The organism is Sphingobium sp. FG58 (genome assembly GCF_057809055.1).
In genome coordinates this window covers 148,231-172,873 of the sequence record NZ_JBMDJF010000006.1, presented here as the reverse complement: position 1 = coordinate 172,873, position 24,643 = coordinate 148,231, and the positions used below count along the sequence as shown (strand labels likewise).

General features: G+C 64.2%; 26 protein-coding genes and 1 tRNA gene. 6 read left to right on the top strand and 21 right to left on the bottom strand.

The features are described from left to right. Window positions 1–20: 20 nt before the first annotated feature. From ACODR8_RS10005 to ACODR8_RS09995, 3 genes are all read right to left on the bottom strand, one after another. Window positions 21–551 carry a CHAP domain-containing protein gene (locus ACODR8_RS10005; protein WP_294137053.1) on the bottom strand — a complete coding sequence of 177 codons (531 nt, stop codon included), beginning with the start codon at window positions 549–551 and terminating at the stop codon, window positions 21–23. A 108-nt stretch (window positions 552–659) separates the two neighbouring features. Next, window positions 660–1,733, bottom strand: a complete 1,074-nt coding sequence (gene recF / locus ACODR8_RS10000; RefSeq protein ID WP_489007090.1) for a DNA replication/repair protein RecF — start codon at window positions 1,731–1,733, stop codon at window positions 660–662. Between the two features lie 39 nt (window positions 1,734–1,772). After that, entirely contained in the window at window positions 1,773–2,252 is a 480-nt protein-coding gene (locus ACODR8_RS09995) for a hypothetical protein (RefSeq protein WP_489007153.1), read from the bottom strand. 104 nt (window positions 2,253–2,356) lie between these two features. On the opposite strand from ACODR8_RS09995, the gene ACODR8_RS09990 reads away from it, so the two are divergent. Both ACODR8_RS09990 and ACODR8_RS09985 read left to right on the top strand, forming a co-directional pair. After that, the gene (locus tag ACODR8_RS09990; protein ID WP_489007152.1) at window positions 2,357–2,746 is read left to right on the top strand and encodes a VOC family protein; all 390 of its coding nucleotides are present in this window, start codon (window positions 2,357–2,359) and stop codon (window positions 2,744–2,746) included. 23 nt (window positions 2,747–2,769) lie between these two features. Then, entirely contained in the window at window positions 2,770–3,303 is a 534-nt protein-coding gene (locus ACODR8_RS09985; RefSeq protein WP_119750065.1) for a peroxiredoxin, read from the top strand. A 155-nt stretch (window positions 3,304–3,458) separates the two neighbouring features. Here ACODR8_RS09985 and ACODR8_RS09980 read toward each other — a convergent pair whose 3' ends face one another. Next, a complete protein-coding gene (locus tag ACODR8_RS09980) occupies window positions 3,459–3,848 on the bottom strand; it encodes a gamma-glutamylcyclotransferase family protein (protein ID WP_489007089.1) in 390 nt (129 codons plus the stop codon). A 346-nt stretch (window positions 3,849–4,194) separates the two neighbouring features. Between ACODR8_RS09980 and ACODR8_RS09975 the strand changes: the two genes are divergently transcribed. Continuing rightward, window positions 4,195–4,380, top strand: coding sequence for a PspC domain-containing protein (locus ACODR8_RS09975; protein WP_217674220.1), 186 nt, complete (start codon window positions 4,195–4,197; stop codon window positions 4,378–4,380). Window positions 4,381–4,704: 324 nt separating this feature from the next. Here the strand turns inward: ACODR8_RS09975 and ACODR8_RS09970 are convergent, their stop codons facing one another. From ACODR8_RS09970 to ACODR8_RS09935, 8 genes are all read right to left on the bottom strand, one after another. After that, window positions 4,705–5,442, bottom strand: a complete 738-nt coding sequence (locus ACODR8_RS09970; protein WP_489007088.1) for a DUF72 domain-containing protein — start codon at window positions 5,440–5,442, stop codon at window positions 4,705–4,707. 34 nt (window positions 5,443–5,476) lie between these two features. Next, window positions 5,477–6,148, bottom strand: coding sequence for a peptidylprolyl isomerase (locus ACODR8_RS09965; RefSeq protein ID WP_489007087.1), 672 nt, complete (start codon window positions 6,146–6,148; stop codon window positions 5,477–5,479). Window positions 6,149–6,269: 121 nt separating this feature from the next. After that, a tRNA-Phe gene (locus ACODR8_RS09960) sits at window positions 6,270–6,345 on the bottom strand. Window positions 6,346–6,393: 48 nt separating this feature from the next. Beyond that, window positions 6,394–6,588 carry a DNA gyrase inhibitor YacG gene (locus ACODR8_RS09955; protein WP_217674251.1) on the bottom strand — a complete coding sequence of 65 codons (195 nt, stop codon included), beginning with the start codon at window positions 6,586–6,588 and terminating at the stop codon, window positions 6,394–6,396. Then, window positions 6,578–7,567 carry a ribonuclease gene (locus ACODR8_RS09950; RefSeq protein ID WP_217674252.1) on the bottom strand — a complete coding sequence of 330 codons (990 nt, stop codon included), beginning with the start codon at window positions 7,565–7,567 and terminating at the stop codon, window positions 6,578–6,580. The genes ACODR8_RS09955 and ACODR8_RS09950 overlap by 11 nt, the downstream gene beginning before the upstream one ends. Before the next feature lie 8 nt (window positions 7,568–7,575). Then, window positions 7,576–8,148 (bottom strand): Maf family protein, encoded by a 573-nt coding sequence (locus ACODR8_RS09945; RefSeq protein WP_489007086.1) that lies wholly within the window; start codon window positions 8,146–8,148, stop codon window positions 7,576–7,578. Window positions 8,149–8,168: 20 nt separating this feature from the next. Further along, the gene (infA, locus tag ACODR8_RS09940; RefSeq protein ID WP_003049127.1) at window positions 8,169–8,387 is read right to left on the bottom strand and encodes a translation initiation factor IF-1; all 219 of its coding nucleotides are present in this window, start codon (window positions 8,385–8,387) and stop codon (window positions 8,169–8,171) included. A gap of 63 nt (window positions 8,388–8,450) precedes the next feature. Next, window positions 8,451–9,734, bottom strand: a complete 1,284-nt coding sequence (locus ACODR8_RS09935; RefSeq protein WP_489007085.1) for an adenosylmethionine--8-amino-7-oxononanoate transaminase — start codon at window positions 9,732–9,734, stop codon at window positions 8,451–8,453. An 87-nt stretch (window positions 9,735–9,821) separates the two neighbouring features. On the opposite strand from ACODR8_RS09935, the gene ACODR8_RS09930 reads away from it, so the two are divergent. Genes ACODR8_RS09930 through ACODR8_RS09920 form a run of 3 tightly spaced genes read left to right on the top strand, consistent with a single transcriptional unit; the run spans window position 9,822 to window position 12,294 of the window. Further along, a complete protein-coding gene (locus ACODR8_RS09930; RefSeq protein ID WP_489007084.1) occupies window positions 9,822–10,556 on the top strand; it encodes a hypothetical protein in 735 nt (244 codons plus the stop codon). Then, window positions 10,553–11,695 (top strand): M48 family metalloprotease, encoded by a 1,143-nt coding sequence (locus tag ACODR8_RS09925; protein ID WP_489007083.1) that lies wholly within the window; start codon window positions 10,553–10,555, stop codon window positions 11,693–11,695. The genes ACODR8_RS09930 and ACODR8_RS09925 overlap by 4 nt, the downstream gene beginning before the upstream one ends. An 11-nt stretch (window positions 11,696–11,706) precedes the next feature. Next, entirely contained in the window at window positions 11,707–12,294 is a 588-nt protein-coding gene (locus ACODR8_RS09920; RefSeq protein WP_489007082.1) for a hypothetical protein, read from the top strand. A 40-nt stretch (window positions 12,295–12,334) separates the two neighbouring features. On the opposite strand, the gene ACODR8_RS09915 is transcribed toward ACODR8_RS09920, so the two are convergent. The 9 genes from ACODR8_RS09915 to hisG form a co-directional block, all read right to left on the bottom strand. Beyond that, window positions 12,335–14,374, bottom strand: a complete 2,040-nt coding sequence (locus ACODR8_RS09915) for a M13 family metallopeptidase (protein WP_489007081.1) — start codon at window positions 14,372–14,374, stop codon at window positions 12,335–12,337. Between the two features lie 102 nt (window positions 14,375–14,476). Then, complete coding sequence (gene bioD / locus ACODR8_RS09910; RefSeq protein WP_489007080.1) at window positions 14,477–15,106, bottom strand: dethiobiotin synthase; 630 nt, start codon at window positions 15,104–15,106, stop codon at window positions 14,477–14,479. Continuing rightward, window positions 15,103–16,227, bottom strand: a complete 1,125-nt coding sequence (locus tag ACODR8_RS09905) for an 8-amino-7-oxononanoate synthase (RefSeq protein ID WP_489007079.1) — start codon at window positions 16,225–16,227, stop codon at window positions 15,103–15,105. The genes bioD and ACODR8_RS09905 overlap by 4 nt, the downstream gene beginning before the upstream one ends. A gap of 192 nt (window positions 16,228–16,419) precedes the next feature. Further along, window positions 16,420–18,378, bottom strand: coding sequence for an alpha/beta hydrolase family protein (locus ACODR8_RS09900; RefSeq protein ID WP_489007078.1), 1,959 nt, complete (start codon window positions 18,376–18,378; stop codon window positions 16,420–16,422). A gap of 99 nt (window positions 18,379–18,477) precedes the next feature. Further along, on the bottom strand, window positions 18,478–20,604 hold the full coding sequence (locus ACODR8_RS09895) for a sodium-translocating pyrophosphatase (RefSeq protein WP_489007077.1): 2,127 nt from the start codon (window positions 20,602–20,604) through the stop codon (window positions 18,478–18,480). Window positions 20,605–20,822: 218 nt separating this feature from the next. Further along, window positions 20,823–21,737, bottom strand: a complete 915-nt coding sequence (gene thiL / locus ACODR8_RS09890; protein ID WP_489007076.1) for a thiamine-phosphate kinase — start codon at window positions 21,735–21,737, stop codon at window positions 20,823–20,825. Between the two features lie 114 nt (window positions 21,738–21,851). Beyond that, on the bottom strand, window positions 21,852–22,298 hold the full coding sequence (nusB, locus tag ACODR8_RS09885; protein ID WP_489007075.1) for a transcription antitermination factor NusB: 447 nt from the start codon (window positions 22,296–22,298) through the stop codon (window positions 21,852–21,854). Between the two features lie 115 nt (window positions 22,299–22,413). Beyond that, window positions 22,414–23,703 carry a histidinol dehydrogenase gene (gene hisD, locus ACODR8_RS09880; protein WP_489007074.1) on the bottom strand — a complete coding sequence of 430 codons (1,290 nt, stop codon included), beginning with the start codon at window positions 23,701–23,703 and terminating at the stop codon, window positions 22,414–22,416. A 120-nt stretch (window positions 23,704–23,823) separates the two neighbouring features. Continuing rightward, window positions 23,824–24,486 carry an ATP phosphoribosyltransferase gene (hisG, locus tag ACODR8_RS09875; RefSeq protein ID WP_294137075.1) on the bottom strand — a complete coding sequence of 221 codons (663 nt, stop codon included), beginning with the start codon at window positions 24,484–24,486 and terminating at the stop codon, window positions 23,824–23,826. Window positions 24,487–24,643 lie beyond the last annotated feature (157 nt).

Here is a 24,643-nt window from a genome sequence, read left to right as displayed (position 1 = left end):
TTATGAAGCGGTTAAGCCGTTTAGAAAGCCGAACGGGCAGCGCCGGTTACGCTGGCATCGGCCATGGCGACCTGGACCGGCTGGTCGATGGTCTTGGGCTGGTCGGCATAGATGAAGCCGTTGGCCGGGTTGGAGCGCAGCCCCAGATTGCCGATCGGGCCATACCATACGCGCACGTCGGACCAGTCGTTGTTAGCCGACACGTCGACGGCGCGGACATTGCGCTCAATGCCGCCGCGATAGGACCAGTTGGCATGGGTCAGCAGCACTTCGCGCTGGCTAACCACCTTGCTGACCATGGCGACATGGCCGACCGGCATGGCGCGGCTGGAGGCGAAGGATAGGACAGCGCCGACGCGCGGTTCATGGCCGCGATCATAGCGGCCCTGCGCCTGGTTCCACCAGGTGTTGGCGTTGCCGTGCAGCTGGATGCCGGACACTTGACGGGCGAAGGGTGCGCATTGCAGCACGCCTGCGGTCGCAGGCGAAACGATCAGGAAGGATAGCGCACAAAGAGCAGCGGCGATAAGCCGTTGAAAACCACTGATCATGCGAATGCGACCCCGACCTTGTTTCAGGCTTTTGCCCCGTTGAGAGGCTTTAGGGCAGACCAACGGCGGGTTGAAAAGCGCCGGGCGACGAGTCGTTGCGGGGGCGGGTTATGTCGCGGAACGAAAAACGTGGCCACCCGTTACCGTCAGTCGAGTGGCCGACGATAATTCGTTGAAAAGACTGGATTCTGTTCCGGTCATCCACACTTGCCCGCCTGTTTCCCCCAATCGGTCGAACAGGGCGGCCCGTCGCGACGGGTCAAGATGCGCCGCCACTTCGTCGAGCAACAACACCGGCGGCTGGCCGCGATGCTCGGCCACCAGTGCAGCGTGAGCCAGCAGGATCGAGAGCAGCAGCGCCTTCTGCTCGCCAGTCGAACAGAGCGCGGCGGGCTGGTTCTTGGCAATGTGGATCACCGACAGGTCATGCCGGTGCGGCCCGGACAAGGTGCGCCCCGCCGCTGCATCGCGCCGTCTTTCCCGCCCGAGCCGCTCGGCAAGCGGCAAATCGCTGTCATCCTCCTCGCTTTCTATCGTTACCAGCGGTCGGGCAAAGGGCGCGTCAGACTGCCCCGCCAGCGCCAGGTTCAGCCGCGCGACCAGATCGCTGCGCGCCGCCACCAGCGCCGCGCCATGTTCGCCCATCTGCGCTTCCAGCGCGGATAGCCACGCCGGATCGGCCCGGCGCGGATCGGACAGCAGCCGGTTGCGCGCGCGCATCGCTGCATCATAACGCGCGCTGTGCGCGGCATGGGCCGGGTGCAGCGCCAGCGTCAGCCGATCCAGAAAGCGCCGCCGCCCGCCGGGGCTGTCGAGAAACAGCCGGTCCATCGCCGGGGTCAGCCAGACGATCGACAGATGGTCGGCCAGCGCATTGGCGGACGATGCCACCCCGCCGATCCGCACCTGCCGCCGATCGGGCGTAGCGGCGGCAACCCCGGTGCCGAGCACCGCGCCATCCACCTCCGCCGCAATGCCAAAACCGCCCGGTCCGTCCTGCCGCGCCATCGCCCGCAACGCCGCGCCGCGTAGCCCCCGTCCGGGCGCCAGCATCGACACCGCCTCCAATATATTGGTCTTGCCCGCGCCATTATCGCCGGTCAGCAGGATGAAACCATGATCGGGTACGATCAGCGCATCCGCATGATTGCGGAAATCGCTCAAGGTCAGGCGGCCGATCATCGCCCGGCTGTAGCCGGGTCGGCGCGCGCGGGAAAGCGTTTAGCAGCGCTTGCGCGTCACTGCCGTCCCATCATTGATAATCGTCAGCGTCGCGCCATCGGCCGCGGGGCGCAGCGCCAGCGTGCGCGTCCAGCTTTGGCCCTCGCCAGTGAAGGCGGCCTTGACCGACAATTGGCCATCATCCCCCGGCGTCACCGCCTCGACCGTGCCAACGCTTTCATGAAAGACCAACTGGTCCGGCAGGATATTCAGCTCCAGATCGGCCATCCGGTCACTGCACTTGTCTGTCACGCCGGTCCAGCGACCCTGCAAGGCAGCAGGGATCAGACCGGATGCCCGCACAGCCGGTACGGGCGACCCCGTTGGCACCGTGGCGTTGACTGGTGGCGGCACATCCGGCGCGCGCTCCGTCCGGTCACTGATATTCGTCACCACGCCGGGCTGCACCTCCGGCTTTTCGGCAGGCTTGTCGCAGGCGGCAAGGGCGATCAGCGGTAGCAGGGCAAGGGCATGGCGCATCATAACAGAACCGGCGAGCTGTCCCGCGGTTCCTGTCCCTGATCGTGACCGACTGTCGTCGCCATGCTATTCTCTCCGCCGATGTGAAAGAGGGAGAGCATGTCATGTCGGTGCTGGGAATGGGCGGATTATTTTTTCGCGCGCGTGATCCCGACGCGCTGAACGCATGGTATCGCACCCATCTGGGCGTTGGCGCGGGTTGCGTGTCCGATCCCGACGCCAAGCCCGACGAATGGACCTGGCGGACATTGGGCGGGCCGATGGTATTTTCCGCGTTCAAGGCCGACAGCGACTATTTTGCCGCGGACAAGGCGTTCATGATCAATCTGCGCGTGTCCGACCTCGATTCCCATCTGACCGGCTTGCGGAACGCCGACATTGCCGTCATCACTAATCCCGAATGGGATCATCCCGATATCGGACGTTTTGCCCGTATTCATGATCCCGAAGGCAATGCCATCGAATTGTGGGAGCCGCCCGCGCCCGCCGCCTGACCGTGATTTTAAGGAGCCTGATGATGAAGCGTCTCTCCCTGTTGCTCGCCGCCGCTGCCACCTTGCTGGGATCGAGCGGGGCTATGGCCGCCCTTGCCATTGGTGCCAAGGCGCCCGATTTCACCACGCGCGGGGCGCAGGCGGGAAAGACCTTCACCCTGACCCTGTCGCATCAGTTGAAGCGCGGCCCGGTCGTCCTCTATTTCTTCCCCAAGGCGTTTACGCCCGGCTGCTCGGCCGAAGCGCGCGAATTTGCCGACAATATCGACAAGTTCAAGGCGGCTGGCGCAACCGTCATCGGCATGTCGGCCGACCCGGTCGATGATCTGGTCGCCTTCTCGACCAAGGAATGTGCGGGCAAATTCGCCGTCGCCTCCGCCGGGCCGGGCATCGTATCGGGCTATGACGTCGCGCTCAAGATGCGCCCCGGCATGACCGACCGCACCTCCTACGTCATCGCCCCGTCCGGGCGCATCGCCTTCGTCCATTCGGAAATGAATTACGCCGAACATGTCAAAACCACGCTGGCGGCGGTCCAGGCGATGAAGCAGAAATAAAAAAACGCCGTTCGTGCTGAGTAGGGACTGAGCGAAACCGAAGGCCCGTATCGAAGCATTATGCGCTGCGTGTGATCCTTCGATACGCCATTTCGACTTCGCTCAATGGCTACTCAGGACGAACGACGAACGGGGTAGTTTGCCTCCAAGGCCATTCACTCACCAAAAAAATCCCCACCCTCAATCCGCTTCAACTCTGCCACATCGCGCGCATAGATATAGGTCCAGGCCTCGACCGGTCCGTCGGCCCCCAGCACCGTCACCATTGCGCGCCGATATTCATGCGGCTCCGGGAAATATGCGGCGCATTCCTCATATTCGTCCAGCCGCGCCAGCAATGTAGCCGGATCGGCTAGGGCAAACAGATCGCCCGTCACTACCCCTTCATCACCCGGCACGAAGCCCGGATAAGCATCGACCCGATACAGCGCACCGCGCGCCGTCGCCCGTCCCAAGACAGGCGCCACGCCGCGCAGCCATCGCGCCATCGACCCATCGAAACCGGCCCGCAATGTGCCATAGACGAACAGCAAAGCGCCACTCATGCTGCACCCTTGGAAATTATCCCGATAAACGGTGAATTTTCCCAACACGCAGAAACTTCCACACGCATGTTTCGCTCTTTCGCCGCTGAAAGTCGCGAATTTCTGCGGAAAAGCAAAACTGGCATGGCTCCTGCAATCCTGTTGGGCATCAAGGCCGGATCGCCCGGCCAGCCAAAAATCAGGGAGTTTCTACCATGTCCATCGCCAAGTTCCACAGTGCCGCCGTCGCTCTTGTCGGCGCGTTCATCGTCGCCAGCCTGTTCGTCGGTGCCGCGGTGCCGGTCCTGCCGATCGCCTGATCGACCCGCACTTTTCCCCAAAATCCCAAAATCAGAAGGCCAGACTCATGAACAACAGCTTCACCCTCGACCGTCGCCACGGCAAGATCATGGGCGTGTGCGCGGGCTTGTCCAACCGCACCGGACTGGACGTCACTCTGATCCGCGTCGCCACCGTCCTGCTGACGCTGTGCGCACTCGGCCCGGTCGGCGTTGTGGCCTATCTGCTCGCAGGCTGGCTCGCGGAAGGGTAAACCGACGGCAAGATCGTCCAAAGTCAGCTTATAATAAAAGAGCCGCCCCGGCATAGGCCATGGGCGGCTTTTTAATATCCCGACGAGTCGGCGTAGAGATGAGCGCGGATTGCGCTCAGGCGTAAAGCACCGAATAGAAGGTCAGCATCTGCACGCCGACCGCAACCACCAGCGCAGCGCCCTGAAAAGCCTGTCGCATATATAACTCCAATATGGTCATTCATTGCCGCCCAAGTCGGGCGGACCGGGCCTATGCGCCCGTCATGCTATTGTAACAATCGCAAAGCGCGGCGCACCGATTGCAACAAATGCAACAGACTGTGATTATATTGCCGCACTCAATGCCAGCGCCGCGGCTGGGTTGCGCACCTTCGCGCCACTGATGAAGAAGGCATAGGCATCGCCCGCCGCCGCCTGCGTCCGCAGCCGTGCCGCCCAGTCCGCCAGCGCCGTCGCGCCATAGCCGGTCGCCTCTTCCTCCTGCGCCTGCATCAGCCGCATGTAGGAAAACCCGACGTCCGCGCCCTGAATTGCGGGATAGGTGTCATGATCGGCCAGCACCACCGCGGCACCAGCCTCCCGCGCCATCGCCAGAAAGACGGGATCGTCGAAACTGGCGTGCCGCACCTCCAGCGCGTGGCGCAGCGGCACGCCATCGACACTGGCCGGCAACAGCTTCAGGAACGCACCGAAATCGTCGGGATCAAATGCCTTGGTCGGCATGAATTGCCACAAGATCGGCCCCAGCCGGTCGCCCAACTCGGCGATCCCCTGTCCGACAAACTTGGCGACCGACTCGCCAGCTTCCCCCAGCACCCTGCGATTGGTGCAATAGCGTGACGCCTTGACCGCAAACTGGAAACCGTCCGGCACCGCCTTCGCCCAACCCGCAAAAGTCGCCGGTTTCTGCGTGCTATAATAGGTCGCGTTGATCTCGGTCGCGGTCAGATGTTGCCCGACATAGGCCAGTTCATCCTTCTGCCGCAGCCCGGCCGGATAGAAAGTCCCGCGCCAGGGCTCAAATACCCAGCCGCCAATGCCGATCCTGATCCGCCCCGCCATCCCGACCTCCTGCGCAATATTGCGTTACCTATGTCTATCTCACTGTCGGCCTTTTCAACCCGATCAACCATGGCTTGACCCCGCGCGTCGGTTTTGCCGTCCCATCCATCCGCCGCGCCCGCAGGATCTGGACAGGTTTGACGATCATCTGTCCTCGCATCGGACCCGTTCCGCAACAGGTCGGCACCGCCAATATCTTTTTCACGACCGCCATCCCGCCCACGACATGGCCGAAAGCGGCATAGCCGATGGACCCCTCACGCGCGTCCATCGTCGGGGTCGCGCCAATGGTGATAAAGAAATTGCCCATCGCCGAATTGGTCCGGTTGGGTCGCGCCATCGAGAGGGTGGCGTCGAGATGGCGGATGCCGGTCTGGCTGGTCGGCTCATGCACGACGGGCGGCAGCGATCGCCGCACATCCATATCGATCCCACCCTGGATCAGCCCTTGTTTCGGATCGCTCCTGCGCCGCGCCGCGCGATAGAAGGTCACACCGTCGAACCGCCCGTCGTCCACATAGGTCAGGAAATTGGCCGACGTCCGCGGCGCGCGCCTGGTGTCGAGCGCCACGATGATCGTCCCCACCGACGTTTCGATCGCCACCCGGATATAGCCGGGCGTCGGTCGGTTCGCAGGCGCCGCATGGGCAAAGCTGGACGAAAGCAGGGCTGACAGGATGGCAAGGCAACGGGCAAACAGACGCATCGACAGACGAACACTCGCGGCAGAGAGGGGTGAAGCCCCAAAGGCTAAAGCTGCCGCACGATCAGCGCAATCGCCCGCTGCCAGATTGACTGTGGGTGACATGATCAGGATGAGGAAAAAATGGTGCCCGGAGACGGATTCGAACCGCCGACACAGCGATTTTCAATCGCTTGCTCTACCAACTGAGCTATCCAGGCACAGCCAACTGCGGATGGCTCCGCCCGATGGAAGCGTGCCTATAGTCGTCAATCCGCGTCGCTGTCTAGCCCATAATCGCTGCTTTTTTGCATCCCTTCTTCCGCTGGCGGACCGGGTACGCGATAGCCCTCGCCCAGCCATTGCAACAGGTCGCGGTCGCGGCAGGCGGGGCTGCAAAAGGGGCGGGTTTCCGGCTTTGCGGGCTGGCGACAGACCGGGCAGGCGGCGGCTTTAGGCGACATGGCCCGCCCCCAGCGCCAGCGTCGCATCGGCCGTCAGGGTGATCGCGCCGCCGCGCCGCTTGGCCAGTTGTTCGATCCAGTCACTCTTGCGATAGAGCAGGTCGATGATCGCCGGTGCGGCCGTCAGCGTCGCCGGGCCGCCATTGCCGTGCCGCTCCGCCCGGCGCAGCAGCGCCAGCGCTGCCGTTTCGACCGGATCGGCGCGCAGCAATTCGATGAGGTTGGCCCGCTCGCGCTTGCGGATGATCTGGAGGAAGCCGAAGCCGTTGACCGCAGTGCGCTCGAAGGGAAGCGGCAGATATTTGTCGATCTGCGCCGCCGCGATCATCCGCTCATCCTTGTTGTTCATGGTCGGCAGGTCGATGCCGATCGACCCCGACAGCCCCATGCGACGAATCGTCTGCGCCGCGATCTTGGCACCCTTGGGACCAAGCTGGGCCGGCGGTAGCGATCCGTCGACGTCGATCAGCAGCATGGCCGGGGTCACATAGAGGCGCAGGGCGGCGGCTTCGGTGCCAACATCGCCGCTGATCGCCTCTTCCATCAACTCGGTCCAGCCGACCGCCTCCAGCCGGTCCTCCTCATGCGCGGGGCAGGGGACGACCGGGGTGCCGGTGGCGCGCAGCCGTTGCAGCAGGCTTGGCCCGGCATGGGGCTTGCTGCCGGGCTGGGCGATGCGGCCCTTGGCGCGTTTGGGGCGGCCCTCTTCGGGGATTGCTTCGCGCAATATTTCGACCAGCACGGTCGATCCTTCGGACGTGCGCGGCGGCAGCGGCTCAATCAGCACTTCTTCCTGGCTGATCAGCCGCACGACGCCGCGCTTTTTGGGGATCAGCGTCTGGGTCAGGCGACCCTGCGCAACGGCTCCTGCGCGCACGCCACCGGTCTCGCGCTCGATCAGCGCCTCGACCAGGCGGCCCTTTTCCACCAGCGCGGCGCGGGCTTCGCCAATGCCTTCTTCGTAAAGCCATTCGGCCATGTCAGTTCCTAATCGATTGTATAGCCCGCCGCCTTCAACAGCGTGCGGGTTTCATAAAGCGGCAGGCCCATGATCGCGCTGTGGCTGCCTTGGATCGCGCGGATCAGGCCAGCGGCCCGCCCCTGTATGGCATAGCCGCCCGCCTTGCCCCGCCATTCGTCGCTGGCAATATAGCGGTCGATCTCGCTGCGCTCCAGCGGCTTGAAGGTGACGATGTTGGTGGACAGGCGATGCCGCGCCTTGCCTGCGGCGTCGATCAACGTGATCGCGCTCAGCACGCGATGCCGCCGCCCCGACAGCAAAGTGAGGCAGGTGCGTGCCTCCTCCTCCGTCTCCGCCTTGGGCAATATGCGCCGACCCGCCGCAACGACGGTGTCGCCCGACAGGATCAGTGCGCCCGGATGGCGCGCGGCGACAATCGCCGCCTTGTCCGCCGCGACCCGCGCGGCATAGACGGAGGGCAATTCGCCCTTGCGCGGGGTTTCGTCGCAATCGGCCGGGTCCACGGTATCGGGCGCAACGCCGATCTGCCCCAGCAGCGCCAGGCGCCGGGGGGAAGCGGAAGCAAGAATGAGCCGCATCGGGCCTGACACCCGTTGGCTTATTTGAAGCGGTAGGTGATCCGACCCTTGGTCAGGTCGTAGGGCGTCAGTTCGACCAGCACCTCGTCCCCCACGAGGACGCGGATGCGATTCTTGCGCATTTTACCAGCGGTATGGCCGAGGATCTCATGATCATTCTCAAGCCGGACGCGAAACATGGCGTTGGGGAGAAGCTCCACAACCTGTCCGCGCATTTCAAGCAGTTCTTCTTTGGCCATAATATCCCGAATTCAAAAAATCGCGCCGCCATAGCGCCAATTCATCCAAAATGAAAGGCGGCTTCATGCGCTGAAATGATCGCCCGCTGCGACGAGCGCGGCAAAGACGCAATCAAGCTGCTGCGCGTCGATGCAATAGGGCGGCATCAGATAGATGGTGTTGCCCAACGGCCGCAGCAAGAGGCCATGTTGCAGGAAGAAAGCGCGCAGCCGTGGCGCAAGATCGGACAGATAGCCAGCGTCGGCCGTGACGATGTCGATCGCCGCGATCGTGCCCAATTGGCGGGGATGGGCGAAGGCGGGGTGCTGCGCGAGGGTTGCGAGTCGCGTGGCAATTCCATCGGCAAGTGCGGCGATTCGCCCGCGCACATCCTCCTCGCGCCAGATGGCGAGATTGGCGACGGCAGCAGCGCAGGCGATGGCGTTGGCGGTGTAGCTGGACGAATGATAGAAGAGCCGGGCGCGGTCGGTCGACCGGTGCGCCTCGAAAATCCGCGCCGTCGCCAGCGTCGCGGCGAGCGGGATAGCGCCGCCGGTAATGCCCTTGGCTACGGCCATGATGTCCGGCACCACGCCTGCCTGCTCGCAGGCGAACAGCGTGCCGGTGCGGCCCCAGCCGGTCATCACTTCATCGGCGATGAACAGTACGTCCTGGCGACGGCAGATCGCCGCCATCTCGCGCAGGACATGCGGGGGGTAGAGCAGCATCCCGCCCGCGCCCAATATCAGCGGCTCGACGATGAAGGCGGCGGGCTTGTCGCGGCAGGCGGCGTCCAGCGCATCAAGGCAGGCCTGTTCGCACCCCGGCGCAGGAAAGGGGATGGTGCCGACATCGAACAAAAGCGGCGTCCAGGCGGCATTATAAACGCCACGCTCGCCCACCGACATCGTGCCGATCGTGTCGCCATGATAGCCATGTTCCAGCACCAGGATGCGGCTGCGCGCTTCTGCCAGTCCGTCCAGCGCCAGATTATGCCAGTAACCTAGCGCCATTTTGAGCGCGACCTCTACCGCCGTCGATCCGCTGTCGGAGAAAAAGACGTGGGCAAGCGGGTCGCAACCGGGCGCATGGGGTGCGATGTCGATCAGCCCACGCGCCACCGTTTCGGCTGGGTCATGGGTGTAACCGGCAAAGATCAGCTGATCGAGCTGGCCCGCCTGCTGCGCAATGGCGGCGGCGATGCGCGGATGGCAATGGCCATGCGTCGTCACCCACCAGCTTGAAATCCCGTCGATCAATGTGCTGCCATCGGCCAGATGCAGCAATGCCCCATCGGCGCGCACGACATGGGGGATCGGCTCGTTCAGGCCATGCTGGGTGAAGGGATGCCAGACGGGGGAGGTCATGAGGCGGCTTTATCGGGTTGGCGGCAATTGACAAGGTAAGGCTGAAACCGCCATGATTCCGCCAAGGGGAGTCAAGCCGGGGGGCATATGCGGGGATTTTTCAAGAGCTTGGTGGCGGTCGCGTTGCTGACGACTGCCTTGCCGACAGCGGCGCAGGAAAAGACAGGCAACAAGCCCGGCTTTACCCTGACCCCCGGCACGGCACGGATCGTGCTGATGCGTCCGTCGATCCGGGTCGGCGAACAATCGACCGGCGGCCTGTTCGAACCAAACGCGGACTGGACGCTTCAGGCGCGCGATATGCTGGGCCGTGCGATCGGGTCGGTGCAGGGGCAGTTGGGCAACAGCGTCGTCGATCTGGTCGAGCCTGTCGGCGCGGACGCCAGCGCGCTGGCTGAATATCAGGCGCTGTTCACGACGCTGGCGGACAGCGTGATCGTCTATCAGTTCTTCCCCGGCAACCGCCTGCCGACCAAGAAGCGCAAGGGCCAGTTCAGCTGGACGCTGGGACCGGGCGTTGCCAGCCTGCCGGGGCTGAAGGGGGCCGACTATGCATTGTTCGTGACGACAGACGATCAGTTTGGATCGGCTGGCCGGAAAGCTGTGCAACTGCTGGCGGCCTTGGGCGGCGTTGGCATAACATCGGGCGTGCATAAGGGTTTCGCCGGACTGGTCGATATCAGGACCGGCGACCTGGTGTGGCTCAATGCGGACCTGCAAATGGGCGGTGACGTGCGGACCGAAGAAGGCGCGCAAAAACGGGTCGCGCAGTTGTTCGAGGGCTTTCCGGGGCGACCCGTCGCGTCAGCGGCAGGGCAATGAAGCGGCTTGCTGTCCTGTCGGGAATAGCTTTTGCGCTGACCGCCGCTGCGCCACTTCCGCCCTATACGCCCGCCTATGAACCGACCGGCGTGGATGAGCGCGGCATGTGGATGCAGGCGGATGAAGCCGAACGGCAGATGCGCGATTCGCCCTTCGTCCTGCGCGACCCGGCGCTCAACGCCTATGTGCGGGGGATATTGTGCCGGACGGTGGGTCAGGATCGCTGCCAGTCGACCCGGCTCTATATCCAGCGTCTGCCCATCTTCAACGCCACCATGTATCCCAACGGGATGATGACGGTCTGGTCCGGCCTGTTGCTGCGTGTGCGCAATGAGGCGGAACTGGGCGCGGTGCTGGGCCATGAATTTGGGCATTTCGAGCAACGCCATACGCTGGAAGGGTTCAAGCGGGCGCGGGGGCTGGGTGATTTGTTGACCTGGACGGCCTTGCTGTCAGCCACGCTCTATTCGTCGATGGCGACCAGCGCGATCGGTGGTTTTTATTCATTCAGTCGCGGGCAGGAAACCGAAGCCGACCTGCTTGGCCTTGCCTATCTGGCGCAGTCACCTTACCCCGCCGCCAGCGCTGCGCCGGTCTGGGAGCGGCTGATGGCGGAGGCGGACGCGACCGCCGCCGGGCGCAAGCGCAAGGTCAAGGCGCATCGCTACAGCGCCGGTTTCTTCGCCAGCCACCCGACCGAACTGACCCGCGCCACCTATTTGCGCGACGCGGCAGCCAAGGCGAATGATCCCGGTGATCCGGGCGCTGCGGCCTACCGCGCGGCGCTGGCTCCGTTCATCGGGGATTTTCTGACCGACCAGATCAAGCTCAACGATTTTGGCGGCACCGATTATCTGCTGGGGCAACTGGCGGCGGATGGCTGGACGCCGGACCTGCTCTATGCCCGTGCCGAACTCTATCGCCAGCGGGGCAATCCGCGTGATCTGGTAAGCGCGGCGCAATTTTATCAGCAGGCGATCGACGGAGGTTTTACCGGGGCGGAAGCGCAGCGCGGGTTGGGCCTGTCGCTGCTGCGGAGCCAGCAGCTGGACGCGGGCAAGGCGGCATTGCGGCGCTATCTCGACGCCAAGCCGGGTGCGCCCGATGCTGCGATGATCGGGGCGCTGGTCGGACAATGAAGGGGATGGGGATGATCAGGATGATGGGCGCGACGGTCGCGCTGCTGGTGGCGGCGTCGCCGGTTCAGGCGGGTAACAGCCTGATCGCGCCAGGAGCCAAGATTCTCGTGGCGAAATCGGCGCTGGCCGTGACGCCCGCGAGCGAATGGAACAAGCTGGGCGCGCGGCCGGGGCGTAATTCGGAAAGCTGGACGCTGGATGGCGACGGTTTGAATGAGATTACCTTCTACGGCGGCATTCCCGACGGCCGCACGCTGTTTCGCGAGGTGGACAAGCGCAACCGACCGCTGCCCAAAGTGTCGGGAACGATGCTGATCACCGACATCCCGGCGCTGTTGGAAAGCAGCTACCGGATCGCACTCAACACGCCGCTGATGAGCATCGACAGTGTCGAACCGGCGCGCTTTGCGGGCGCGGCAGGGGTGCGCTTCACCTACAGCTATACGCGGCCTGACAGCGAAGTCCGGCGGCTGGGCGAAGCGCGCGCGGCGATGATTGGCAGGCTGCTCTACATGACCACCTATGAAGCGCCTGCGCTTTATTATTTCGCGCGTGACCTCACCGCCTTCCGCCAGATCGCGAACAGCGCGGCGCTTTAAGGCACGGGGCGCGTTGGATAACGCGCCCCGTCTTGTCTCCTTACCAGATCTTGACCCGCTCGTCTGGTTTCAGGCTCAGCTTGCCGTCGGGCGCGGGTTTGAAGGCATCATACCAGGCGTCGAAATTGCGCACGATGTCGGCGCGATATTGTGACGGGGCGTGCGGATCGGTGACCAGCCGCTGGCGCAGGTTCGCCTCGCGATAATTGCGCCGCCATACCTGCGCCCAGCCCAGGAAAAAGCGCTGGTCGCCGGTCATGCCGTCGATCACCGGCGCGGGCTTGCCGCCCAGCGAGGCATGATAGGCGTCGAGCGCCACCGCGAGGCCACCCAGGTCGCCGATATTCTCGCCTAGCGTGAACGCACCCTTCACATGCGCGCCGGGGAAGGGTTCATAGGCGTCATATTGCTTGACCAACTTGTCGGTCAGTCCCTTGAAATTGGCGACGTCGGCATCGGTCCACCATTGGTTGAGCTTGCCGGTCTCGTCATATTTCGCGCCCTGATCGTCGAAATGATGGCTCAGTTCATGGCCGATCACCGCGCCGATGCCGCCATAATTGACCGCCGGATCGGCATGGGGATCAAAGAAGGGCGGTTGCAGGATCGCGGCGGGAAAGACGATCTCGACCATGCCGAAATTAGCGTAAGCGTTGATCTCCATCGGGGTCATGCCCCATTCCCAGCGATAGATGGGTTTGCCCAGCTTGCCGATATTATAGTCGAAATCAAACTGGCTGGCGCGCATCGCATTGCCCAGCAGATCGTCGCGCTGGATGGTCAGGCCTGCATAGTCGCGCCACTTGTCGGGATAGCCGATCTTGGGGGTGAAGGCGGCCAGCTTCTTGTGGGCGCGCGCCTTGGCGGTGTCGCTCATCCACGGCAGGCCGTCGATGCGGCGGCCCATGGCGGCGATCACATTCTTGACCAGAACGTCCATCGCCGCCTTGGTCTCTGGCGGGAAATATTGCGCGACATAGGCCTTGCCGACCTCTTCGCCGAGCGAGTCCTTGAGGAAATCGACGCCGCGCTTCCAGCGCGCCTCGCGCTCCGGCGTGCCGGACAAGGTGGTGCCGTAAAAGGCGAAGTCGGCGTTGGCGACGCTGTCGGGCAGCTTGTCGGCGTAGGCGTGCAGGCTGCGCAGCAACAGGGCGTCCTTCAGTACGCCGATCGGTGCCTTGGCGATCAGGGCGGCTTCCCCGGTGATCGCCGAAGGCTGGGCGACGAGCAGATCGGTCGGGGTCAGGCCATTGGCCTTGAAATAGGCGGCGAAGTCGAAGCCGGGCGCGGCCTTTTGCAGCGCGGTGAGCGTCAGCTTGTTATAGGTCTTGTCCGCGTCGCGGCTGTCGATCTGGGTCCAGTGGACTTTGGCGATTTCCGTTTCGAACGCCATCAGTGCTGCGGCGCGCGCCTTGGCGTCAGCTTCGCCCGCCAGCGTCAGCATCGTCTCCAGATGCGCGACATAGGCGGCGCGGATCTTGGCCATTTCGGGCTTCTGGTCGAGATAAAAGTCGCGGTCGGGGAGGCCCAGGCCACTCTGGCTCATCGAGAGGATGTAGGTTTCGGGGTCTTTATCATCCTGCCCGACATAGAAGCGGAACGGGCCGCTGATCCCGCTGCGTGCGGCCTTGGCGGCGACGAGCGCGTAACCGCCCTTGTCCTTCACGCCCTTGATCTCGGTGAGCCATGGCTTGATCGGGGCCAGCCCCTTCGCCTCGACCGCGGCGGTATCGAGATAGCTGGCATAGGCCGCGCCGATCTTGCTGTTGGCGTCGCCCTTGGCCGCGTCCAGGATCGCGCGGGTGCGGGTGCGTGACAGTTCGTCCAGCGTATTGAACGCGCCATAGTTGGACTTGTCGGCGGGGATCGGCGTGTTTTTCGCCCATGTGCCGTTGGCGTGGAGGTAGAAATCATCGCCGACCTTCACCGACGGGTCCATGCCCGCGGCGTCGAAGCCATAGCTGCCATAGGTTGGCTTGGCGGGGGCGGTAGCGGTTGGCGTGGCAGGCTGTTGCGCGTGCGCGATGGCGGCGGTCAGCGCCAGGGCGGAGGCGGCGGCGCGCAGGAGGAGGTGGTTCATCAAAGCATCCCTTGCTTGAGTGGGCGCGGTGGAGCGCGCCCGGCATGACGGGGAGTTGAACGCCTGTCCAACAATCCTGTCCATGTCGTTGGTCGAATATTATCAGCCGTTGAAAGGATCGGAAAGCCGGATATGCGTGGCGAAGGCAGTGGCCAGCGTGGCGGGATCAAGCGGATCGAGCAGTGGCAGGCGGCCTAGGCTGGGGACTTTCGCCAGCTGCGGGATGATCCGTTCATTCTCTTCATGGCGCTCGCCGATGAAGGCTATGCCCGCGACTGGCACGTTGCGGGCGCGCAGGGCTTCGATGCTGAGCAGGCTGTGGTTGATCGTGCCAAGTGTGGTGCGGGCGCACAGGATAACCGGCTGGCCCCAATAAGCGAACAGGTCGGCCATCAGTAGCGCTTCGCTGACCGGCACCAGCACGCCGCCAGCGCCCTCCACGACTAGCGGACCATCCACTTGCGGCAGCGCCAGCCGGTCGAGGCTGATCTCCACCCCGTCGATCCGCGCGGCGAGATGGGGGGAGGCGGGGGTGGTCAGGCGATAGGCTTCGGGCAGGATATGGCTGGCGGGCAGGTCGGAAAGGCGGGCGACCTCCTCCTTGTCACCGTCAGGATCGATGCCCGCCTGGATCGGCTTCCAGTAATGGGCGCCCAGCGTCGCGGCCAGGCCAGCGGCGAACACGGTCTTGCCGATGCCGGTGTCGGTGCCGGTGACGACGAGGATGGTCATTTGACGATCCGCACAAGCTCGCGGCCCAGCGCGGCGATGTCGGCGCGGCTGACGTTCAGCGTCAGCGAGATACGCAACCGGCTGGTGCCGGGCGGGACGGTCGGTGGGCGGATACCGCGCACGTCGAAGCCAGCTTCCTGCAGGGCGGCGGCGGCGGCCATGGTGCGGGCGTCGCCACCCAGGATCACTGGCACGATCTGGCTGCGCGGGGCGGGCAGACCGAGCGGGCCGCAGATGGATTCGGCCGCGTCCTGCCGCAGGGTCGTCAGCCGGTCGCGCAGGTCGCCCGCTTCCTCGATCCGGTCGAGCGCGGCGGAGACGGCGACCGCCATCAGCGGCGATGGCGCGGTGGAAAAGATGAAGGCGCGGGCGCGGTTGATGAGATAGTCGACATGGATGCGCTGGCCGCAGATCAGCGCGCCTTCGACCCCCATCGCCTTGCCGCAGGTGTGCAGGGTGATGACATTGTGCAGCCCATCTAGCCCCGCAGACAGGCCACGTCCGCCCGGACCGAACACGCCGGTGCCATGGGCTTCGTCCAGGATCAGCATCCCGCCATGTTTGGCCGCCAACTTGGCGAGATCGGTGAGCGGGGCGATGTCGCCGTCCATCGAATAGAGGGTTTCGACCGCGATCCAGATGCGGCCCTTGCCCCCTTCGGCGCGGAAAGCGGCGATCAGATCGGCAAAGCTCTGCACGTCGTTGTGGCGGGCGAACACGGCGGCGGCCTTGCTCATGCGGATGCCGTCATGGGCGCTGGCGTGGATCAGTTCATCGGCGACGATCAGGTCGCCGCGCTGGGGCAGGGTGGCGAACAAAGCGAGGTTGCCGACATAGCCATTGGCGACGAACAGGGCGGCCTGGGTGCGGAAGAAATCGGCGGCCTTCGCCTCCAGCCCTTCATGTTCGGGCGCATTGCCGCGCAGCAGGCGCGACCCGCCCGACCCGACCGGCACGCCGCGCCCGATCGCGTCGGCCACAGCGCCCGCAATGATCGGATCGCCCGACAGGCCCAGATAGTCGTTGGAGGCAAAATCACGGCCCGACCTGGGGATCAGGCGGCGCAACCGGCCGCGTGATTCCAGCGCGGCCAGCTGTCTGGCAAAGGGTTCGGCGGTCATGGCCGGGGCTATAGGCGCGGGGGCGGAACTTCGCAAACTTCGCCCATATCGATATATGCACATTTCAGGCGAAACTTTGCGCGACCCCCGGCGCAGCGGCGGGGGTGAGACAGACGATGGGTAACGTCATCACAGTCTAAAACGCGAAGCCCATCAAAACCGACGCCACATGGCCGCTGCTGCCAATGACTGTCACGTCGGATTATGGGCTTTGAGAAATGCGTCCATCTGTTCGAGAAATTCCACCCGATCCGCCTCGCGGGAAAAATGATGATCGGCCAGCGGTTGTTCGACATAGATATAGTCGCGTCCCTGGACCTTGCCTGCGGCCTTCAGCTTTTCTGCCATCTCGCGTGATTGGTTGACCTGAACGCGACGGTCTTTCTTGCCGTGCATCAGCAGGATCGGCGTTGCAAATTGTGCGGCGAAATGGACCGGCGATACCGCTACGAAATCGGGTGCCTGTTCCTTCAGCCAGGCCTTGCGCGTGCCATGGTTGAGGAAGCGACTGTCATAGCGCATCATCGCCGCCAGGTCCGATACGCCAGCATAGGAGATGGCGCATCGATATTTCGCCGGGTCACGCTGGGCCGCGCGCATCGCTGCATAGCCGCCATAGGACGCCCCCACCATGCAGACGCGCTTGGGGTCGGCAATCCCTTGTTTGACCGCCCAGTCGACCGCATCGTTCAGGTCGTCCTGCATGGCCAGGCCCCATTGCCCTTCACCCTTTTCCGCAAAGGCGGTGCCATAGCCCGACGACCCGCGATAATTGGGTTGCAGCACAGCATAGCCGCGCCACGCCAGAAATTGCACCCACCAATCCCAATCCTCGCTGTCGCGGGCGAAGGGGCCGCCATGTGGCATCAGGATGAGCGGCAAATCCTTTACTGCCGGTCCGACCGGGAGGGTCAGGACGGCAGCGATCTCCAGCCCATCGCGCGCCTTGTAGCGAATGGTCTTGACCGGACCGAGATGTGCCTTCGTGCTGAACCGGTCGCTGACCTTGGACAAGAGGCTCATCGCGCCAGCGTTGGTATCATAATAATAATAGGCACCTGGCTGATCGGCAGAGCCGACATGGACGATCATCCTTTGCCGGTCGCGGCTGAGCGATATGATACGCGCGCGCCGATCAGGAACAGCCTTGTCCAGATCCGCCTGAATTTTGGCCAGCGTGGCGTCGAACCAATGGACCGATGGCGCGTCTGCGGTATAGCCGACCCCGGCCAGCGCCATCCCGCTGCTGTCGGCCGATATGCTGCCTATATCAAAGCCCGGAACGGAAAAAATCTTCTTCCCCAGTTCCAGCGTGGCGAGGTCCAGTTCGTAGAGAGCATCGGTGCCTTCCCGATCATCCTCTGCAATCGCCTTGTTCGGATCGGCGGTAAAGAGCAGCGGCGAGACAAGCGATTCGTCACGACGGCGATCAGCGCGATCGATCGTGCGGAAAGACGATTTTCTGTCCGGGCGATAGAGCAGTTTCGCCGTCCGCGTTGAATCATTATAGCCCACACCCATGCGGACCGTTCCGGCGGCGTCGGTAAACCAGCGGCCTACAAAAGCCTTGGGCGCGACGACATTGTGCATCCGTCCGGTGCTGACGTCGATTTCATCGACCTTGGGCCAGAAACCCGGATCGTTGGAATATATCGAGCTTTGGTATGACAGCATGATGCGCGGCGTGCCGTCGCGTGCGATCCAGATGACATCGTCGGCATTTTGCGCGGCGACATTCTTTGCCAGCATGTTCATCTTGCTGCCATCGCGTTTTACGCTGACCACGCGGCTGATATACCAGGGCATCCCCTGCATATTGCTTTCAGCACCTACGCCAGCAATCAACCAGTCGTCATTGACCCATTGCCACCAGTTGAGGTCGTTTTCGCCCAATCCCATCGAGCGGATCCGGCCGGGGCCTTCATGAATGTCGGCGATGACAAGCCGCTGTTCACCGTCGATCGCGACGCGGCTGGCGACGTGCAACCCGTTGGGGGACAAGGCCGGTGCGTCCATGAGCGGCAGGGCGGCGAAGTCCTTGAGCGTATAGGCGGGTTGAGCAGGCGCGGCCGGTGCAACGGTGGCATTGGTTTGCGCCAGCGCGGCGAAAGGCAGGGCGCTGCCGACAAACCATGCAAAAACTGCCTTCATTCCTATCCCCCAGAAAACCATCAACCCCGCCCTGGGAAATAGGGCGGGGTTGGCGCTTCGTCACGATATTTTTGTCATCGTTTCAGTCCGTTGTGGAGCCTACACTCCCCCATGCGCCAGCGCGGCCAGCAGCAGCAGCGCGACGATGTTGGTGATCTTGATCATCGGGTTGACCGCTGGCCCGGCGGTGTCCTTGTAGGGATCACCCACCGTGTCGCCGGTAACGGCGGCCTTATGGGCTTCGCTGCCCTTGCCGCCATGGTTGCCATCCTCGATATATTTCTTCGCATTGTCCCATGCGCCGCCGCCACTGGTCATGGAGATGGCGACGAACAGGCCCGATACGATGACGCCCAGCAGCAGCGCGCCAAGAGCGGCAAAGCCGTTGGAGACGCCCGCGACGGCGGCGATGACGAAATAGACAATGATCGGCGCAAGGACAGGCAGGAGCGAAGGGATGATCATTTCCTTGATCGCCGCCTTCGTCACCAGATCGACCGTGCGGGCATAGTCGGGCTTGCTGGTGCCGTCCATAATGCCCTTATTTTCCGCAAATTGTGCGCGGACGTCTTTTACCACGTCACCCGCCGCTCGACCCACGGCCGTCATGCCCATCGCCCCGAACAGATAGGGCAGCAATGCGCCCAAGAGCAGCCCGACGATGACATAGGGGTTGGAGAGGCTGAAATCGACCGGGGCGGTGAGGCCCAGCGCCGAATTGTAGAATTTCAGATCCTCCGTATAGGCGCCAAACAGCACCAGCGCGGCAAGGCCCGCAGAGCCGATGGCATAGCCCTTCGTCACTGCCTTGGTCGTGTTGCCGACCGCGTCGAGCGCGTCGGTCTTGACCCGGACGCTGTCGTCCAGATGCGCCATTTCGGCGATCCCGCCCGCATTGTCGGTGACAGGGCCGTAAGCGTCGAGTGCCACGACCATCCCGGCCAGAGCCAGCATGGCGGTGGCGGCAAAGGCGATGCCGATGAGGCCCGCCAGCTGGTGCGCGACGATGATGCCCGCCACGATCACCAGCGTGGGCAGCGCGGTCGATTCCAGGCTGACGGCCAGCCCCTGAATGACGTTGGTGCCGTGGCCGGTCTCTGAAGCCTTGGCGATCGAACGGACCGGGCGATAATTGGTGCCGGTATAATATTCGGTGATGACCACGAGCAGCCCGGTCACGGCCAGCCCGACCATCATCGACCAGAACAGGTCCATGCCGGTATAGCCGCCGACCCCGTCCAGATCCGCGCCGAACACGGCGTGCATATCGCCCAGCGTGCGCCAGGTGACATAATAGATGGCGGGGATGGAGAGGATCGCTGTGACCCAGAAGCCCTTGTAGAGCGCGCCCATGATCGACTGGCTGGCCCCCAGCCGGACGAAATAGGTGCCGATGATGGAGGTGATGATGCACACGCCGCCCACGATCAGCGGGAGCGACATCAGGTTCATCTTGAAGGCGTTGTCGACGCCCGCGACCAGCAGCGCGATCAGCACCATGGTCGCGCCGACGGTGACGACATAGGTTTCGAACAGGTCGGCGGCCATGCCCGCGCAGTCGCCGACATTGTCGCCGACATTGTCCGCGATGACGGCGGGGTTGCGTGGGTCATCCTCCGGTATGCCGGCCTCGACCTTGCCCACCAGATCCGCGCCGACGTCTGCGGCCTTGGTGAAGATGCCGCCGCCAAGACGCGCGAAGATGGAGATGAGCGATGCGCCGAACGCCAGCGCGACGAGGCTGTCGATGACGAGGCGGTCGTCAGGCGCATGGCCTGCCGGGCCGGTCAGATACCAGAAGAACAGGCTGATCGCGAGCAGGGCCAGGCCTGCCACAAGCATGCCCGTAATAGCCCCCGCCCGGAAAGCGACGGTCAGTCCGCTTTGCAGCGTGCCGCGACAGGCTTCGGCAGTGCGGACATTGGCGCGCACCGAAATATTCATGCCGATAAAACCCGCCGCGCCCGACAGGATCGCGCCGATCAGGAATCCGACCGCCGATGTCAGCCCCAGAAAATAGAATACCAGCAGCGCGACGACCGCGCCGACAATGGCGATGGTGGTATATTGGCGGCCGAGATAGGCCTTGGCCCCTTCCTGAATGGCGTCCGCTATGGATTGCATGGTGGCGTTGCCCGCAGGGGCGCTTAGCACCTGGCGGCTGGTGAACAGGCCGTAGAGCACGGCCAGCAGGCCGCACCCTATGGCGATGGTGACGATTGGCATAGATGTTCCTCTCCCCCAATTATGACTTTCATCGGCCGCTCCGCAGGGAATGACGGGCGGACGAAGGGCGCATCGGCGGGCGGCCGGACGGGTGGGGTCCGGCATCTGGCACCGCGTCAATCAGCATCAGGCACACGCACATAAGCGGTCCAACCGGGCTGAGAATAGGGTGAGATGAAGCTACAGGCCCGACAGCGCGCGTCAAGCGGGTTGGGGGACTATCCGTGTTCCCAGCCAAGTATGGCCGGTAATGGCACGGTTGCGCCGTCGATCATCAGGGTAAGGCCCGCGCCGGTGCCGACATGGCCAATGCGGATCGCCCGGACCGGGGGCGTGGTGCCGCGCGGCAGGGTGAAGAGCAGTTCATAATCGTCGCCCGCTTGAGCGGCGGCGATCTGGACGGCGGTACTGGCCCCGCGCACGCTTTCGAGCGCGGGGGAGAGCGGGATATGGTCGATGGTGATGGCGACGCCGCTGGCCTGCGCCATGCGCTGTGCGTCGATCAGCAGCCCGTCCGACAGGTCCATCATCGCGGTGGCAAGCGGGGCGATCAGCGCGCCTTCGGACAGGCGGGGCCGGGGGCGGCGATAGGCGTCGACCAGCGGGCCGGACGCTGTGGGATCGGCACGGGCGAGGGAGAGGCCAATGCCAGCGTCGCCCACCGGGCCGGTGCTATAGAGCATGTCGCCCGGCTGCGCGCCCGATCGCGTGGGGATGGGGCCGCCCGCCTCGCCGATCGCGGTCAGGCTGTAGCTGCGCGGCGCGGCGTCGGGCATCTTCACCGTATCGCCGCCTAGCAATGGCAGGCCGTGCCGGTCGAGCGCCTCGCCCAGCCCGTCGAGAAAGGCGGCGTCCCAGCTTTCGTCGCCCGACAGCGCATAGTTGAGCAGGCAACCGACCGGGCGCGCGCCCTTGGCCGCAAGGTCGGACAGGTTCACGGCGGCGAGTTTCCAGCCAATGTCGGCGGGCGGATCGGTGGGGAGATAATGGACCCCCTCCACCATCGTGTCGCTGGTGAGGATCAGGTTGGTGTCGCCGATTGGCAGGACCGCGACATCATCCATCAACCCCTGCGCGGCAGGGTGGTTGGCCAGCAGGCGCAGCAGGGTGAGGAAGCGGGATTCGGCGGACATGGCTATACCCTACCGTTCGGGCTGAGCGAAGTCGAAGCCCTACATCGAGCGCAGCGAGATGCCTTCGACTTCGCTCAGGCGCGCCCTTCGACTTCGCTCAGGGCGAACGGAGCTTTATTTCCGCGCGTCTTTCGCCACCGCATCCAGCAGGCCGTTGACGAAGCCGGATTCGCGCTTGTCGTAGAAGGCGTGGGCGACGTCGACATATTCGCTGATGATCGTTGCGGTCGCGATGTCGGCGCGGGCCAGCAGTTCATAAGTGCCTGCGCGCAATATCTGGCGCATCGGCTTGTCGAGCCGGTCGAGGCTCCAGCCGCTCGACAGGCGGGCGACGATCAGCGCGTCAATCTCGTCGCGGCGCTTGTCTACGCCGGACACGACATCATCGAAAAACGGCTCCTCCGCCGGGGCGTAGGTCACGTCCTCGATCGTGGCGCCCAGGCGATGGGCATGGAATTCGTGCAGCAGGACATGGACGGGGGTTCCCTCCATTTCGAGCTGATACAGCGCCTGCACCGCGGCAAGGCGCGCGGCGGAGCGGGATTTGGAGCGTGCGTTCATAATGTCTTCCTTAGCCGTTCGGGCTGAGCTTGTCGAAGCCCTCTGCTGAGCGAAGCGAAGCGGCTTCGCCTTCGGCTCTGCCCAGCCCTTCGACTTCGCTCAGGGCGAACGGAATTTATGTTAAACGGAGAGATACTGATGCAGCGTGCGCAGGCAGGCCTTCGGCTTCGGCCAGCGCCACCGCCGCCGGGCCGATCGCGCGGATTGCGGCATCGTCGAGGCTCAGGAAGCTGGTGCGCTTCATGAAGTCGAGCACCGACAGGCCCGACGAGAAGCGCGCACGGCGCCCGGTGGGCAGGACGTGGTTGGGACCGGCGACATAATCGCCGACCGCTTCGGGGGTCATCCGGCCCAGGAATACCGAGCCTGCATGGCGGACCTTGGCGAACAAAGCGTCGGGATCATCCACCGCCAGTTCGAGATGTTCGGCGGCCAGGCGGTTTACCAGCGGCATCGCCTCCTCAAAATCGCGCACGACAATGATCGCGCCATTGGCGGTCCAGCTGGCGCGGGCGACCTTTTCCGTGGCGAGCTGGCCAAGCCGACCCTCGACCGCGCGTTCGACCGCATCGGCAAAGGCCGCGTCATCGGTGAACAGGATCGACTGGCTGGTTGGGTCATGTTCAGACTGGCTCAAAAGGTCGGCGGCGATCCAGTCCGGGTCATTCTTCGCATCGGCGACAACGACGATTTCGGACGGCCCGGCGACCATATCGATGCCGACCACGCCGTAAAGCTGGCGCTTGGCTTCGGCGACCCAGGCGTTGCCGGGACCGGTGATGACGTCCACCGGGGCGATGCGGTCTGTGCCATAGGCGAGCGCGGCGACGGCCTGCGCCCCGCCGACGCGCCAGATTTCCTCGATCCCCGCAATGTGCGCGGCGGCAAGGACCAGCGGATTGATCTCGCCATTGGGAGTCGGCGTGACCATGGCGATGCGGCTGACCCCCGCGACCTTGGCGGGAATGACGTTCATCAGCAGCGAGCTGGGATAGGCGGCGCGACCGCCCGGCACATAGAGGCCCGCCGCGTCCACCGCGCTCCAGCGCGCGCCCAGACGCACGCCCGCGCTGTCCACGCCGTCGCTGTCCACGGGACGCTGCTTTTCATGATAGGCGGTGATGCGCGCGGCGGCGAGTTCAAGCGCGTCGCGCAGCGTGCTGGAAATGCCGTCGAGCGCGGCGCGGGTTTCCGCTGGCGTCACCGCCCATCCGGTGACGTTCAGGTCATGATGGTCGAAACGCTGCGTATAATCCGCCAGCGCCGCGTCGCCGCCCGCGCGCACGGCTTTCAGGATCGCGGTCACATCGCGGGATACATCCTCATCCGCTTCACGGCGCGCATCTACGAGCGTGGTGAAGGCGGCGGCAAAATCGGGGGCGGTGGTGGTGAGGCGCTGGGTCATGGGATTTGCAGCTCTTTTACCGTCATCCCCGCGAAGGCGGGGATCCATCTCCGATACCTTGCGTCGAGGATCGCTGTTGGGAGATGGGTTCCCGCCTTCGCGGGAATGACGACGGAGGCGTTACGCCGCATCCTTCACCCCCACCGCCTTGCGAAACGCCTCCACCATCGGCGCGAGTTCGGCCGAGCGCATTTTGAAGGCGGCGCGGTTGACGATCAGGCGGGCGGAAATGGGCATGATGATGTCGGTTTCGACCAGCCCATTGGCTTTCAGCGTCGCGCCCGACGAGACGAGATCGACGATGCGCCGCGACAGGCCGAGCGACGGGGCCAGCTCCATCGCGCCGTTCAGCTTGACGCATTCGGCCTGAAGCCCGCGCGCTTCATAATATTTGCGCGTCAGGTGCGGATATTTGGTGGCGACGCGGACGTGGCTGATCGCGGCTTCATCCTCGTCGGCCAGGTCAGCGGGCTGCGCGACCGACAGACGGCAATGACCAATGTCGAGGTCCACGGGCGCATAGAGTTCGGAATAGTCGAATTCCTCCACCACGTCGGAGCCGACAATGCCGATCTGGGCCGCGCCATGGGCGACGAAGGTGGCGACGTCGAACGCGCGCACGCGGATGATCGACACGTCGGGGCGATTTGTCGCGAAGCGCAGCGCGCGGCTTTTCTTGTCATGAAACTCCGCCTCCGGCTCGATACCGGCTTTGGCAAGCAAAGGCAGCGCTTCATCGAGGATGCGGCCCTTGGGAATGGCGAAGGTGAGGGTGCGAGTCATGACGCGCGGGCCTTAGCGGGGCCGGGGGGGGAGGGCAAGGATTTGGGGGGATCTAATCCTCCTTGCGCCGCAGGCGTGGCGAGGGGGACCGCTCGCAAAGCGAGTGGTGGAGGGGCAATGCGCAGGTCGTGCCGTTTCCCCTCCACCACGTTTCGCG